Raw genomic sequence first — 15,185 nt, forward strand, 5'->3', positions numbered from 1 at the left:
CACGATGACCCTCATCCACGAAACCGATTTCGGCACCCCCGCGTCGCGCTCTGAGAAGCTGGTGACGCTGACCATCGATGGTCAGTCCGTCACGGTGCCGGAAGGCACCTCCATCATGCGCGCGGCGATGGAGATGGGGACGCAGATCCCCAAGCTGTGCGCCACCGACACGGTGGACGCCTTCGGATCCTGCCGCCTGTGCCTGGTGGAGATCGAGGGGCGGGCCGGCACGCCGTCCTCCTGCACCACGCCCGTGGCGCCGGGGCTGAACGTGAAGACCCAGACCCCGCGCCTGAAGCAACTGCGCAAGGGGGTGATGGAGCTTTACATCTCCGACCATCCGCTGGACTGCCTGACCTGTGCGGCGAATGGCGATTGCGAATTGCAGGATATGGCCGGGGCCGTGGGCCTGCGCGAGGTGCGCTATGGCATGGACGGGGCCAACCATTTCAAGGCCGACAGCCCGCTGTCGATGCCCAAGGACGAGAGCAATCCCTATTTCACCTATGATCCTGCCAAATGCATCGTCTGTTCCCGCTGCGTGCGGGCCTGCGAGGAGGTGCAGGGCACCTTCGCCCTGACCATCGAGGGGCGCGGCTTCGACAGCCGCGTATCGCCCGGCCAGCATGACGCCTTCCTGGACAGTGATTGCGTGTCCTGCGGTGCCTGTGTGCAGGCCTGCCCCACCGCCACCTTGCAGGAAAAATCGGTCATCGAGATCGGGCAGCCGGAACATTCCGTCGTCACCACCTGCGCCTATTGCGGCGTGGGCTGCGCCTTCAAGGCGGAAATGCGGGGTGACGAGCTGGTGCGCATGGTCCCCTACAAGGATGGCAAGGCCAACCGGGGCCATTCCTGCGTTAAAGGGCGGTTCGCCTGGGGCTATGCCACCCACAAGGAACGCATCCTGTCGCCCATGATCCGCGACAGCATCGATCAGCCCTGGCGTGAGGTCGGCTGGGAAGAGGCGATCGGCTTCACTGCCGACCGGCTGAAGAATATCCAGGCCAGATATGGCAAGGACAGCATCGGCGGCATCACTTCGTCCCGCTGCACCAATGAGGAAACCTTCCTGGTGCAGAAGCTGATCCGCGCGGGCTTTGGCACCAACAATGTCGATACCTGTGCGCGCGTCTGCCACTCCCCCACCGGCTATGGACTCAAGACCACCTTCGGCACCTCGGCCGGAACGCAGGATTTCGATAGCGTGGAGGATACCGATGTCGTCATCGTCATCGGTGCCAACCCGACCGACGGGCATCCCGTCTTCGCATCGCGCCTGAAAAAGCGGTTGCGCCAGGGGGCGAAGCTGATCGTCATCGATCCGCGCCGCATCGACCTGGTGAAATCGCCGCATATCAAGGCGGAGGTGCATCTGCCGCTTCGCCCCGGCACCAATGTCGCCATCGTGACGGCGCTGGCCCATGTCATCGTGACGGAAGGATTGGCGGACGAGGAGTTCGTGCGCGAGCGTTGCGACTGGGCGGAGTTCCAGGAATGGGCCGCCTTCGTGGCCGAACCGCGCAACAGCCCGGAAGTGGTCGGGCCGATGGCCGGGGTCGAGCCCGATGCCATCCGTCAGGCGGCAAGGCTGTTCGCCACGGGCGGCAACGGCGCCGTCTATTACGGCCTGGGCGTCACGGAACATTCCCAGGGCACCACCACTGTGATGGCCATCGCCAATCTGGCCATGGCCACCGGCAATATCGGCCGGCCGGGCGTGGGTGTGAACCCGCTGCGGGGACAGAACAATGTCCAGGGTGCCTGCGACATGGGTTCCTTCCCGCATGAATTCTCCGGCTACCGCCACGTCTCCGACGATGCCACGCGGCAGATGTTCGAGGAATTGTGGGGCGTGCCCCTGTCGGGGGAACCGGGCCTGCGCATCCCCAACATGCTGGACGCCGCCGTCGATGGCACGTTCAAGGGGCTCTACGTCCAGGGGGAGGATATTCTTCAGTCCGACCCCAACACCCATCATGTGGCCGCCGGTCTGGCCGCCATGGAATGCGTCATCGTGCAGGACCTGTTCCTGAACGAGACGGCGAACTATGCCCATGTCTTCCTGCCCGGCTGCACGTTTCTGGAAAAGGACGGCACCTTCACCAATGCCGAACGCCGCATCCAGCGCGTGCGCCGGGTGATGGCGCCGCTGAACGGCTATGCCGACTGGGAGGTGACGCTGCTGCTGGCCCGCGCCATGGGGTTCAAGATGGATTACGCCCATCCCAGCCAGATCATGGACGAGATATCCCGGGTCACCCCCAGCTTCAAGGGTGTGTCTTACCAGCGGCTGGAGGAGATGGGGTCCATCCAATGGCCTTGCAACGACAAGGCACCGCTCGGCACGCCCGTCATGCATATCGATGGGTTCGTGCGCGGCAAGGGCAAGTTCGTGATCACGGAGTATATCCCGACGGAAGAACGCACGGGCGCACGCTTCCCCCTGCTGCTGACCACGGGCCGCATCCTGTCGCAATATAATGTCGGTGCCCAGACCCGGCGAACCGCCAACACCGTGTTCCACGGGGAGGACCGGTTGGAGATCCACCCCCATGATGCGGAGAATCGCGGCATCCGCGATGGCGACTGGGTGAAGCTGCAAAGCCGGGCGGGGGAGACCAGCCTGCGGGCGGAAATCACCGACCGGGTGGCGCCGGGTGTGGTCTACACCACCTTCCACCATCCCGACACGCAGGCCAACGTCATCACCACCGACTATTCCGACTGGGCCACCAATTGTCCGGAATACAAGGTGACGGCCGTCCAGGTGGCCCCCAGCAACGGCCCCAGCAAGTGGCAGCGGGAATATGAGGCGCATGCCCAGCGTTCCCGCCGCATCGAAGGGCATGACCCGGCCGAGGCGGCTGAATGACAGGACCGGCGAAACCCCTGAAGCGGCTGGCATGGCGCGACGGCGCCATGCAGGAAGGGACCCGCATCGTGGCCGAAGAGGTGCCCGTGGCCATCGTGCATGATGGCGCCACCTATGCCGTGATGATGGCCAGCCCCGCCGACCTGGAGGATTTCGCCATCGGCTTCAGCCTGACAGAAGGCGTCATCGACGACCGGACGGAGGTGGAGGAGCTGGAACTGGTCGAGACGGAGCTGGGCTGGGTGGCCCGCATGTGGCTGTCCAAACGGTCGCGCAGCGTATTGTCGGCCCGCCGTCGCCGGCTGACCGGGCCCGCGGGCTGCGGCCTGTGCGGCGTGGAAAGCCTGACGGAAGCCGTCCGGCCCGCGCGGCCCGTCGGCCCCGGCCGGCCCCTGACGCCGCTGGCCCTGGCCAGGGGCTTCGACGCCATGCAGACGGCCCAGACATTGGGCCGTCTGACCCGCGCCGTGCATGCCGCCGCCTTTCTGGCCCCGGACGGCACCCTCACCGTGCGCGAGGATGTGGGCCGGCACAATGCACTGGACAAGCTGATCGGCGCGCTGGCCCGGCAAGGACGCAACGCCTGCGACGGGGCCATCCTGATGACCAGCCGCGTGTCGGTGGAACTGGTGCAGAAGGCGGCCATGGCCGGTGCCCCGATCCTGGCCGCCGTCTCGGCACCGTCCACGCTGGCCGTGACGCTGGCCGACGGGGCAGGCATGACATTGGTGGCCGTGGCCCGCGCCGACGGGTTCGAGCTGTTCACGCATCCCCACCGCATTTCGACCAAAGCCGAGGAGCAACCCCGTGTCGCCTGACAAGCTGGTCATGATGGCCAACCAGATCGGCGCCTTCTTCGCCAGCCAGGGCCCGCAAGGGGCCGATGGCGTGGCCGATCATATCAGAAGCTTCTGGGACCCCCGCATGCGAGCCGGAATCTTCGATCATCTCGATAACAAGGGCGGCGAGGGGTTGAGCCCCATCGTCGTCCAGGCGTTGGAAAGCCTGCGACCCAAACCATAAGGAGTGCTCCGTTCCCGTCGCCTGCACTGCGACGATCCTGCCCCCGGGCAAACCCGACCCCGCCCATGGGTATCCGTTCCAGCGTTCTTTCCACCCCCCTTTGACCAGGCGGGGTCCAGGCTTGAGGCGTGGTGAGCGCCCATGCGCTTCGTGTCGCGGCACGCCGCCGCGTCCTGCCGGACCAGGGGTCGAAGAGCATCAGCACGGAATATAAAGACACCGGAAACGCACCCGCGTCTCCGGCTGAAGCTTTTTGTCCAAATTCCCGACCGGCACCAGACCCAAGAAGTGCCGGCATTTGTGCGTCCATCCAGAACCGCCCCTCCAGGGCGAACGAGCAGGAGGAAATGAGGGCATGGTAGCAGCAGACCAAACCCAGGATCAGGGCGCGGGGCAACCCGGCCTGCTTGACCGGGAGCGCATCATCGCGCATGCGGGCTTCAACCGCTGGCTGGTGCCGCCGGCGGCATTGGCCATCCATCTCTGTATCGGCATGGCCTATGGTTTCAGCGTGTTCTGGCTGCCGCTCAGCCAGTCGCTGGGGGTGACGGCACCCCTCGCATGCCCGGCGGATGCCGGTCTGCTGAATGCCCTGTTCACCACCTCCTGCGACTGGAAGGTCGCGGATCTGGGCTGGATGTACACGCTGTTCTTCGTTCTGCTGGGTTCCTCGGCCGCCATCTGGGGCGGCTGGCTGGAACGGGAAGGCCCGCGCAAGGCCGGCTTCGTGGCCGCGCTCTGCTGGTGCGGCGGCCTGCTGATCTCAGCACTCGGCATCTACACCCATCAATTGTGGCTGATGTGGCTGGGTTCCGGCGTCATCGGCGGTATCGGGCTGGGGCTGGGCTATATTTCGCCCGTCTCCACCCTGGTCAAATGGTTCCCCGACCGGCGCGGCATGGCGACCGGCATGGCCATCATGGGCTTCGGTGGCGGTGCCATGATCGGGTCCCCGTTGGCCAACATGCTGATGAATGCCTTCAAGACGGATACGTCGGTGGGGGTGTGGGAAACCTTCGTCGTGCTGGCCCTGATCTATTTCGTCTTCATGATGGCCGGTGCCTTCGGCTACCGCATCCCGCCGCAGGGTTGGCAGCCCACGGGCTGGACCCCGCCCGCACCCAGCACCAACAGCATGATCGCGCATGGCAATGTGCATGTGAAGGATGCGCACAAGACCCGGCAGTTCTGGCTGATCTGGGCTGTTCTGTGCCTGAACGTGTCGGCCGGCATCGGTGTGCTGGGCATGGCGTCGCCCATGCTGCAGGAGATTTTTGGCGGCGCCCTGCTGGGCCGACCGGATCTCGGTTTCGCTGACCTGGATGGCGAACAGAAGAAACAGATCGCCGGTATCGCAGCGGGCTTCGCGGGGCTTCTGTCCCTGTTCAACATCGTCGGCCGCTTCTTCTGGGCATCACTGTCGGACAAGATGGGTCGCAAGATGACCTATCTGACCTTCTTCGCGCTGGGCATCGTGCTTTACGCCTCGGCCCCGTCACTGGCGCATATGGGCTCGAAGATCGGCTTCGTCGTGGCCTTCTGCATCATCCTGTCCATGTATGGCGGCGGCTTTGCCACCGTACCCGCCTATCTGGCTGACATGTTCGGCACGAAATATGTCGGTGCCATCCATGGCCGGCTGTTGACGGCCTGGTCCACGGCCGGCATCGTCGGTCCCGTGGTCGTGAACTATATCCGCGAGGCGCAGATCGCCGCCGGCGTGCCGCGCGCCCAGGTTTACGACTATACGATGTATATCCTGGCCGGCTTCCTGGTGCTGGGCCTGATCGCCAATGCGCTGGTCAAGCCCGTGGACCGTAAGTGGTTCATGAAGGAGGATGACGGGCCGGCACCGGCCGTGGCCGCGGTCACCGGCAACCACAGCGATGTGGGCAGCGGCGGGATCGACACCAAGGTGGTGCTGGCCTGGCTGGCCGTCGGCATCCCCGTCATCTATGGCGTTTACCAGACGATGCAGAGCGTCGTGAAACTGTTCCAGTAGGCCGGGCACCGCCCGTCCCGCTGCGCAATGATCAACCCTGGCCGGCCGGGCCCATCCCGGCCGGCCATTTCATGGAGGCACGGGCCCGCAATGCATGTCGCCACCCTGCTGAAGCCGGAAATGTTCGATGTGGAGATCGATGGAATGGCCGCGTCCATCGCCGGGCTTTTCCCGGACTGGCACGTGCATGACCGGTTCGGACTGGTGATCGACGAGGCGTTCGGCGGCATCGGCGCCACGCATCTTCTTCAGGCCGCCATGACGGCCTTCTATGCGGTCAGACCTTCCCGTCGCGACATCGTCTATCCGGAGATTTATGCCTTCCATGTCGGCCGGGGGCATGGGGCGCACGCACCTTATGATTTCTGGCCCGCACGGCGGGAGGTGATCCTGACCACAACGGACCCGCGTGATGTGCTGGATGCCATCAACGACCGGGGCATCACCCGCCTGGCGGTGCCCGACCGGCCGCCGGCCGCCGTCGAGCATCGGCCGAAAGAGGGGGAGGCCGCACAGGATCGCATCGCATCGGCCTTCCTCTATAGTGCCACCGGGCGCGTGGCGGCGCCGGACGTCACCATCACGGGCCGGGACCGGCGGACGGAGTTCAACCCGAACCAGACGCTGCGCCCCCTGGCCCGGCCCCGGCCACCTGCCGAGGCCGGACGCCCGATGCCGGCATCCGCCCGCCCGGTCAAGGAGGCGGACGACAGCTACACACGCTGGCTTGTGGAGCGCGATGGCGACGTCAGTGATGCGGATCGTGCCCGCGCCCGGTCACGGCGGGAGGATTTGAAACAGGATGGCCTGGCCCGCGAGACATACCGTCGCATCAAGGTGGAGGATGCGCTGCTGCGTCTGGCACCGACCGGTGCGGCGGGGTGACCATAGGACCTTTTGTCCGCTTGACCGGATGCCCGCAAAGCCGATGAAATGCGCACACCCGCCGCATGATCCGGCGTCCCATACCCCCATTGGGAGGACCTGTTGATGAAGTCCCTGTTCGCCGCCCTTGCCCTGACGGGTGTCGCCGTGCTGTCCGCCGGCACTTCCATGGCCCAGGACGCCGCCAAGGGCGAGGCCGTGTTCAAGAAGTGCATGGCCTGCCACCGCGTCGGCCCTGACGCCCGCAACCTGGTCGGCCCCATCCTGAACGGCATCGTCGGCCGCACAGCCGGCAAGGTGGACGGCTACAAATATTCGGAGATCAACCACAATGCCGGCGAAGCCGGCCTGGCCTGGACGGAGGAGGCCCTGCTGGATTATCTGGCCGATCCCAATGGCTATCTGAAGAAGTTCCTGGCCGACAAGGGTCAGTCGGACAAGGCCGTGGGCGCCACGAAGATGGCCTTCCGCCTGCCCAACGAACAGGAACGCCGCGACGTGATCGCCTTCCTGAAGACCAAGTGACGGCCGGCCGGCCGGGGTGCGACCCGCCCCGGCCGGCACAACCGCGTCAGGCCATCAGCGCCACAAGTGCGGCCCGCATGTTGGCGGGCAGGCTGGTGGGCTTGCGATTATCCCGGTCGACATAGACATGGATGAAATGACCGGCGGCCGCGGCCAGTTCCGCCCCTGACTTGAAGATCCCCACCTCGTACCGCACGCTGCTGTTGCCCAGGTGGCCGACACGGATGCCGATTTCCAGCCGGTCGGGAAAGGCGACGGAGGCGAAATATTTACAGCCCGTCTCCACCACCAGGCCGATCACGCCGCCCCGATGGATGTCCAACACGCCGCGTTCGATCAGATAGCCATTCACGGCCGTATCGAAATAGGAATAATAGGTCACGTTGTTGACGTGGCCATAGATGTCATTATCCATCCACCTTGTGTCCAGCGTCCGGAAATGCGGAAAATGATCGCGCGATGGCGGTGTCGGCCGGGCCATGGATTCTCGCTCCCCCTTCAGTCTGTTCGTCTGGCTCAGGATGCAGGCCGCGCGCGGCGGATCAAGCCCTCCTGCGCGGCACTGGCGATCAGCCGTCCCTGACGGTCGAATATCTGGCCACGGTTCAGGCCGCGGCCCTGACCGGCCCAGGGGCTGTCCATGCTGTAAAGCATCCAGTCATCGACCCGGAAATCCTGGGCATGAAACCACACGGCATGATCCAGGCTGGCCGATTTCGCCGTCCGGCCCAGCCAGCTTATCGCATGCGGCAGCACGGCGGTCCCCAGAAGCCCCATGTCGGTGATATAGGCCAGGGCCACCCGATGCAGGTCCGGATCGTCCGCCAGCGGGGAGACGACGCGGAACCAGAGATGCTGTACCGGTTCGCGGGGCACGGGCCGCGTCGGGTCCACCGGATCGACAAGGCGCAGTTCCACCGCGCGGCGATGGGCCAGCAGCGCCCGTGATTCCGGCGGCAGCCGTTCCGCCACCGACATGAAGAAGGCATATTCGCTGGGCAGGTCCTCCGGATGGGGGACCTGGGGCATGGCATCACGCTGATGGTTGCAACCCTCTTCCGGCACCTGGAAGGAAGCCGTCAGCGTCAGGATGGGCACGCCGCCCTGCAGCGCCTCCACCCGGCGGGTAGCGAAACTGCGGCCGTCATAATCGCGGTGGACCCGGAAATCAATGGGATAATCCTCGTCCCCGCCGCGCATGAAATAGGCATGCAGCGAATGGACGCTGCGGACAGGGTCGACCGTGCGCATGGCCGATGCCAGGGCCTGGGCCACCACCTGGCCGCCGAACACCCGACCCTTGCCGCCGATCAGGCGGGAGCCCTGATACAAATCCCTTTCCAGTTCCGTGACCGTCAGCAGACGGGTCAGGCGGGCCACCAGTTCCTCCGGCGGAATGGCGTTGTAGTCCTCGATCATCGCGGGACCTTTCTCTCTTCTGCACTCGATCCGCCTCCCACTATTTTAGCCGGCGCCTGTGCTGGCAAGGGGGCAGCCATCGCGATGGCGGCATGGGAGAAATGCGGGTAGAAGGACATCCGGATATGCCGCCCGGAGAAAGCCGCCATGGATCTGCTGACCATCCACCGTGATGCCCGTCCACTGATCGATGGGGCGCCGCCGGTGTCGGCATTGGGCTGGGGCATGTGGCGCTATCATGGTGACGACCTGACCGGCGCCACGCAGCGTGCCATGGCGGCGCTGGAAACCGGCATCACCCTGTTCGATACGGCCGATATCTATGGCGTGGACCATGCCGACGGGTTCGGCGCGGCAGAGGCGTTGCTGGGCCGCGTGCTGGCCGCCAATCCCGGCCTGCGCAACCGGATTGTACTGGCCACGAAGGGCGGCATCCTCCCCCCCATCCCCTATCATGCACGGGCCGGCCGGCTGGTCGCGGCGTGCGAGGCATCGCTGAAGCGGCTGGGCGTGGACGTGATCGACCTGTATCAGGTCCACCGCCCCGACTTGCTGGCCCACCCGGCAGAGGTGGCCGCCGCCCTGGACCGGTTGCGCCACGACGGCAAGATCAAGGCGGCCGGTGTGTCCAACCACACCACGGCCCAAGTGGCGACCCTGGCGGCCCACATGCCCTTCCCCCTGGTATCCATTCAGCCGGAATTCTCGCCCCTGCATGTCGATCCGCTGCTCGACGGGGTTCTGGACCAGGCCATGGAACGCAATCTGGCCGTGCTGTCCTGGTCGCCGCTGGGGGGCGGCCGGCTGCTGGGCGGGCTGGACGATGCCCGGGCACTGGCGGTCGCCGCCGCCCTGGACGCCATCGCCCTGCCGCAGGGTGCCAGCCGCGCCGCGGCGGCCTATGCCTGGGGCATGGCCCACCCGGCCCGGCCCATACCGCTGATCGGCAGCCAGAACCCGGCGCGCATCCGCGCGGCCGCGGAGGCCTTCACCGTGGCGATGACCGGCGCCCAATGGTACGCCGTGCTGACCGCGGCTCTGGGCAAGCGCCTGCCCTGACCACCGGTGGCCCGACCGTATCGGACATCAAAGGCTGGCGCGATAGGCGCGCCAGCCGCCGAACCCCGTGATCTCCGTCGCGCCGGCCAGGGCATGCCCCTCGCAAAGGAAACCCGTCACCTGCCGCCCGTCGGACAGGGCGACCTTGCCGACGCCCAGCGGTGCCGGGATACGGGCGACGAAGGCCGCGAAGGCGGACGGCGGCAATGCCCATTCCTCCGCCAGGATGCCCGGCCCCCGAAACCCCGGATCACGGATCAGCCCCGGTTTGGGCGGCACCGTGCCGGCAAGGGCGTAGAACCGGTAATCGGGCGCGGTCCGCACCGCCCCCAGCAGGATGCCACCCACCCCCGTCAGTTCGGTGTTCAATGGCATCCCCGTCAGATGCGCCCCCACCACCAGGATGGGAAGATAGGTGGGTGGTGGAACAATCTTGAGCGGATACGTGACCGGAGACGATTTTGCATGTAGACGGTCACCAATATTGGCCAGATCATTATCCGTGAAGGCGGGCCCGACGAGGGTCACCCCGAAGGGCAGGCCATTGGGCCGGAACCCGGCCGGCACGGCGACCGCCGCACAATCCAGCAGGTTCACGAAATTCGTATACCGCCCCAGATTGCTGTTCAGGCGCACGGGATCGGCCAGCATGTCGGACAGCGTGTAGATGGTGGGTGTGGTGGGCAGCAGCAGCAGGTCCAGGTCCGCCCACATCCCGGCAATGGTCTGGGCGTAAAAAGCCAGGGCATATTGGCCGACAAAGGCCTCGATCGCGCTTTTGCCGGCAGCCCCCTGGATGATGGCACGCACCGTCGGGTCCATGGCATCAGCCTGCACCTCCACGAATTCCTCGATCGCCGCCAGCCGTTCCGCCACCCAGGGACCGCCATAGAGCAGATGGGCGCATTCCCGCAGCGGCGCATAATCGAAGGGAACCGGGATGCCGCCCAGGGCCGTCATGTTCGCCACAGCGGCATCGTAAAGCGCCTCGGCCGCGTCATCGCCCAGGAATACCTTTTCCGCCCCCGACAACACGCCGAAGCGGAACCCCTCCAGGCGCAGCGGCCTTGCCTGTGCGGGGCGGGAGAAGGGATCGGCCGCGTCGAACCCTTCCGCCAGACGGCGAACCAGTTCACCATCGGCCACGCAATGGGCCAGGACGGTCACGCAATCCTGCGACCGGCAGGCCGGCACAACCCCCGCTGCGGACAGCAGGCCCTTGGTCGGCTTGATCCCCACCAGATTGTTGAAGGCCGCCGGCACCCGGCCGGACCCCGCCGTATCGGTGCCCAATGCGAAAGCGACCTGCCCGCGTGCCACCGCGACGGCCGACCCGGAACTGGACCCGCCGGAGATATAATCACCATCGAACACGCAGCGCGGCGCGCCATAGGGGCTGCGTGTGCCGTTCAGGCCGGTGGCGAACTGGTCCAGGTTGGTCTTGCCGACCAGGATGGCTCCGGCCGCCGTCAGCCGGGCCACCACATGCGCATCATCGGCCGGGTCATAGGCGAAGGCGGGACAGGCGGCCGTGGTGGGCAGGCCGGCGGCATCGATATTGTCCTTCACCGCAAACGGAATGCCCCAGAGCGGCCGCGAGGGGTCATAGCCCCCCTTGGCCAGTTCTGCCGCCCGGTCGCGCAGCGTCTCCGGCGGCACGGTGGAAATCCAGGCCGCAGGGTCGGGATTATTGGCCAGGCGGTGCAGAACCTCCTCGATCACCGTGACCGGGCTGGCATCGCCGGCACGGTAGAGCGCAGTCAGGCCGTGGATGGTCAATTTCTCCGGCAACATCAGGCAACCTCCTCCAGAATGGCCACGGTCTGGCCGGCATTGACGGTGCGGCCCGGCTTCACCGTCACCTCGCGCACCCGGCCGGCTGTTGTGGCCTTCACCTCCATCTCCATCTTCATGCTTTCCAGGATCAGGATCGTATCGCCGGGCAGCATCTGTTGCCCCGGCTCGACCATTATCTTCCAGACGTTACCGGTCACGCTCGTTTCAACCGCGGCACAGCCCTCCGGCAGGGTTCTCTCCTCGGTGGCCGGTGCGCCGTCGTCGCTGACGAAACTGTCCAGGCCGCGGGCCTTCCAATCTTCCCGCTCTGCCTCGAATGCCGCCTGCTGGCGCGCCTTGAAGGCATCGATGCTGCTGGCATTCTCGGCCAGGAAGCGCAGATGGGCGGCATACTCCAGTTCCGTCTCCTCGATGCGAACGGTATAGCGGCCATGGGGGAAGGCTTCCCGCGCCTCGGCCAGTTCCTGTTCGCTGACGGGGAAGAAGCGGATCTGGTCGAAAAAGCGCAACAGCCAGGGCTTGCCTGGCTGGAACGGTGTGGTGCTGCGCCAACTGTTCCAGACCTGGATGGTGCGCCCGAAAAGCTGGTATCCGCCCGGCCCTTCCATCCCATAGATGCACATATAGGCACCACCGATGCCCACGGCATTTTCCGGCGTCCAGGTCCGGGCGGGATTGTATTTGGTGGTCACCAGCCGGTGGCGCGGGTCCAGCGGCGTGGCCACGGGCGCCCCCAGATAGACATCGCCCAGGCCATAGACAAGATAGCGGGCATCGAACACGATGCGCCGGACATCCTCCTGGCTGTCCAGGCCATTGATGCGGCGGATGAATTCGATATTATCGGGACACCAGGGCGCATCGGCGCGGACCAGTTCCTGATACTTGGTCATGGCCAGCCGCACCTGCGGATCGTTCCAGGACAGCGGCAGATGCACGATGCGCGACGGTACCCTGGCCTGCTCGACGGAGCCCAGCCCGGCCTCGATCTCCGCCAGAACATCCAGAAGGACGGACGGCGTCAGGCGGCCACTGTCGAAATGCACCTGCAGGGAACGGATGCCCGGCGTCAGATCGATGATGCCCGGCAGGGACCGGTCACGCAATGCGGCTACAAGCAGATGTACCCGCAGGCGCAACCCCAGGTCCAGCACCATGGGGCCATATTCGACCAGCAGATAATCGTCCCCCGCCCGGCGATAGACGACGGGCACCGCCCCGTCGATCCTGGCCAGGATGGGTGACGGGATGGGAGGGGTGCGGGTGGGGGGTTGCACCACCCCCCCGGCAGGGGCGGCACCGGGCACCGCAGCCGCCACGAACCGCACCTTGTCCCCCGGCCGCAACTGCCCGACCTTCCACATGTCCTCCTTGGTCACCACCACGGGACAGACGAAGCCCCCAAGGCTGGGACCGTCGGGGCCCAGAATGATCGGCATGTCACCCGTGAAATCGACGGCGCCGATGGCATAGGCATTGTCGTGGATGTTGGATGGGTGCAGGCCCGCCTCCCCACCATCGGCGCGCGCCCATCGGGGACGGGGACCGATCAGGCGAACGCCCGTGCGGGCCGAATTGAAATGCACCTCATATGTCGCGGCGAACAGGTCGGCAATGTCGCCTTCCTGAAAGAAATCGGGCGCCCCATGGGGACCGTAATGCACGGACAGTTCCCATTCATGGGTCAGCACCGGCAGGTCCGCCGCCACGGCCACCCCGATGGGCCGGCCGGCCAGAGCCAGCGTGTCGCCAGCCTTCAGGCACCCTGTGGCATGGCCACCGAAACGGCCCAGCGCGAACGTGGCCTTCGATCCCAGATAGTCGGGCCCGTCGAAGCCGCCGGCCACCGCCAGATAGGTCCGCTGCCCCGGCCCCTGGATACGGCCTAGCGCCAGAACCTGCCCGGCCGTGACCGGTACGGGCACACCATGGGCGATCGGGACGCCATCCAGCGTCGCGCTCATCATCGCCCCTGCCAGGGCGATGGTCGCGCCGGCATTGAAGCGCAGGGTCGGTCCCGTCAGGGTGCATTCAAGGGCGGCCACCCCCTCTTCATTACCCAGCAGGCGGTTGGCCAGGCGGAAGGACCGTTCATCCATGGGACCGGACGGCGGCACGCCAACATCCCAATAGCCCAGCCGGCCCGGCCAATCCTGGATTGAGGATTGCGCCCCCGGTGCGATCACCTCCACCGTGGCGGGGGTGAAGGGAAAATCCTTCAGGACAGAGGTGGCGACCTTGCCCTGACGGAACAGGTCCGATCCGATAATGGCCCGCAGATAGGACAGGTTCGTCTCGATCCCCGCCACACGCGACGCCGCCAGCGCCGCGGCTAGGCGGTCGATGGCCGCATCGCGGCTGTCGGCATGCACGATCAGCTTGGCCAGCATGGGATCATAATGGGCCGTCACCTCCGTGCCCGTCGCCACCCAGCCATCCACGCGGATATCAGCGGGGAACGACACTTCCGTCAGCAACCCGGTGGAGGGTCGGAAATCAGCGGCCGCGTTCTCGGCATAAAGCCGGACCTCGATGGCGGCCCCCGCCGGTGTCAGCGCGTCCTGCGCCGGCAGGGTGAAGTCACCGGCCGCCTGCCGGATCATCCATTCCACCAGATCGACGCCGAATACCGCCTCCGTCACGGGGTGTTCGACCTGCAGGCGGGTATTCACCTCCAGGAAATAGACCTCGCCACGCGCCACATCATAGATGAATTCCACCGTGCCGGCCGAGGCATAGCGCACGCTTTGCCCCAATGCCACGGCGGCGGCGCGCAACTGTGCGCGCACGCCATCGGGCAGCCCGGGGGCCGGTGTCTCCTCTACGACCTTCTGGTTGCGGCGCTGAAGCGAGCAGTCACGCTCGCCCAACGCCACGACACCGCCCCTGCCATCCCCGAAAATCTGCACTTCCACATGCCGCGCCTCGGCCACGAACCTTTCCAGATAGACGCGGGCATCGCCGAAGCTGCTGGTCGCCATGCGCTGCACGGCGGCGAACCGGGCCGCCAGTTCGTCGGCATCGTGGCAAAGCTGCATGCCGATGCCGCCACCGCCCGCCGTGCTTTTCAGCATGACGGGAAAGCCGATGCCCGCCGCGGCCACCTGTGCCTGCTCCACATCATCCAGGATATCGGTGCCGGGCAACAGTGGCACGCCGGCCGCCCTGGCCAGCGCGCGCGCCGTGTGCTTCAGACCGAAGTCGCGCAGATGTTCCACCCGCGGACCGATGAAGGCGATCCCCGCGGCATTCAGCCGTTCCACGAAGCCGGCATTTTCTGACAGGAAGCCATAGCCGGGATGCACGGCCTGCGCCCCTGTCGCCCGGCAGGCGGCAAGCACGGCGTCGATATCCAGATAGGATTGCTTGGCCGGGGCCGGGCCAATGGGCACCGCCTCGTCCGCCGACAGGACGGGAAGCGTGAACCGGTCGGCATCCGAATGGACGGCAACCGATGCAATGCCCATGCGCCGCAGGGTCTTGACGACCCGCGCGCAGATCTCGCCACGATTGGCGATCAGGACCTTGGTGAACATGGGGTAGAATCCTCGGGGGGCTCTGGCGCCGCCCCGGCCCTTCGCCCACCCGTCGGATGGAGGG

At 66.2% G+C, this 15,185-nt stretch carries 11 protein-coding genes; 7 read left to right on the forward strand and 4 right to left on the reverse strand.

Annotated features, from left to right (window positions below; translation table 11 throughout):
- Positions 1–4 precede the first annotated feature (4 nt).
- The 6 genes from fdhF to ACM9LZ_RS15070 all read left to right on the forward strand — a co-directional run bounded on the left by fdhF (position 5) and on the right by ACM9LZ_RS15070 (position 7,310).
- The gene (gene fdhF, locus ACM9LZ_RS15045) at positions 5–2,875 is read left to right on the forward strand and encodes a formate dehydrogenase subunit alpha (RefSeq protein ID WP_416620308.1); all 2,871 of its coding nucleotides are present in this window, start codon (positions 5–7) and stop codon (positions 2,873–2,875) included.
- Positions 2,872–3,693 carry a formate dehydrogenase accessory sulfurtransferase FdhD gene (gene fdhD / locus ACM9LZ_RS15050; RefSeq protein ID WP_416620309.1) on the forward strand — a complete coding sequence of 274 codons (822 nt, stop codon included), beginning with the start codon at positions 2,872–2,874 and terminating at the stop codon, positions 3,691–3,693. The genes fdhF and fdhD overlap by 4 nt, the downstream gene beginning before the upstream one ends.
- A complete protein-coding gene (locus ACM9LZ_RS15055; RefSeq protein WP_416620310.1) occupies positions 3,683–3,898 on the forward strand; it encodes a formate dehydrogenase subunit delta in 216 nt (71 codons plus the stop codon). The genes fdhD and ACM9LZ_RS15055 overlap by 11 nt, the downstream gene beginning before the upstream one ends.
- 355 nt (positions 3,899–4,253) lie before the next feature.
- The gene (locus ACM9LZ_RS15060; protein ID WP_416620311.1) at positions 4,254–5,900 is read left to right on the forward strand and encodes an OFA family MFS transporter; all 1,647 of its coding nucleotides are present in this window, start codon (positions 4,254–4,256) and stop codon (positions 5,898–5,900) included.
- A 90-nt stretch (positions 5,901–5,990) separates the two neighbouring features.
- Complete coding sequence (locus ACM9LZ_RS15065; protein ID WP_416620312.1) at positions 5,991–6,785, forward strand: hypothetical protein; 795 nt, start codon at positions 5,991–5,993, stop codon at positions 6,783–6,785.
- A 105-nt stretch (positions 6,786–6,890) separates the two neighbouring features.
- Complete coding sequence (locus ACM9LZ_RS15070; protein WP_416620313.1) at positions 6,891–7,310, forward strand: c-type cytochrome; 420 nt, start codon at positions 6,891–6,893, stop codon at positions 7,308–7,310.
- A 46-nt stretch (positions 7,311–7,356) separates the two neighbouring features.
- On the opposite strand, the gene ACM9LZ_RS15075 is transcribed toward ACM9LZ_RS15070, so the two are convergent.
- Both ACM9LZ_RS15075 and ACM9LZ_RS15080 read right to left on the reverse strand, forming a co-directional pair.
- Positions 7,357–7,725 carry an acyl-CoA thioesterase gene (locus ACM9LZ_RS15075; RefSeq protein WP_416620314.1) on the reverse strand — a complete coding sequence of 123 codons (369 nt, stop codon included), beginning with the start codon at positions 7,723–7,725 and terminating at the stop codon, positions 7,357–7,359.
- Between the two features lie 101 nt (positions 7,726–7,826).
- Complete coding sequence (locus tag ACM9LZ_RS15080; RefSeq protein ID WP_416620315.1) at positions 7,827–8,729, reverse strand: acyl-CoA thioesterase; 903 nt, start codon at positions 8,727–8,729, stop codon at positions 7,827–7,829.
- A 147-nt stretch (positions 8,730–8,876) separates the two neighbouring features.
- Here ACM9LZ_RS15080 and ACM9LZ_RS15085 point away from each other — a divergent pair, with 147 nt between their 5' ends.
- On the forward strand, positions 8,877–9,788 hold the full coding sequence (locus tag ACM9LZ_RS15085; protein ID WP_416620316.1) for an aldo/keto reductase: 912 nt from the start codon (positions 8,877–8,879) through the stop codon (positions 9,786–9,788).
- Positions 9,789–9,815: 27 nt separating this feature from the next.
- Here ACM9LZ_RS15085 and atzF read toward each other — a convergent pair whose 3' ends face one another.
- A complete protein-coding gene (gene atzF / locus ACM9LZ_RS15090; protein ID WP_416620317.1) occupies positions 9,816–11,582 on the reverse strand; it encodes an allophanate hydrolase in 1,767 nt (588 codons plus the stop codon).
- The gene (uca, locus tag ACM9LZ_RS15095; protein WP_416620318.1) at positions 11,582–15,121 is read right to left on the reverse strand and encodes an urea carboxylase; all 3,540 of its coding nucleotides are present in this window, start codon (positions 15,119–15,121) and stop codon (positions 11,582–11,584) included. The genes atzF and uca overlap by 1 nt, the downstream gene beginning before the upstream one ends.
- Between the last annotated feature and the right edge of the window lie 64 nt (positions 15,122–15,185).

Source organism: Niveispirillum fermenti (assembly GCF_048066175.1).
GTDB lineage: Bacteria > Pseudomonadota > Alphaproteobacteria > Azospirillales > Azospirillaceae > Niveispirillum > Niveispirillum fermenti.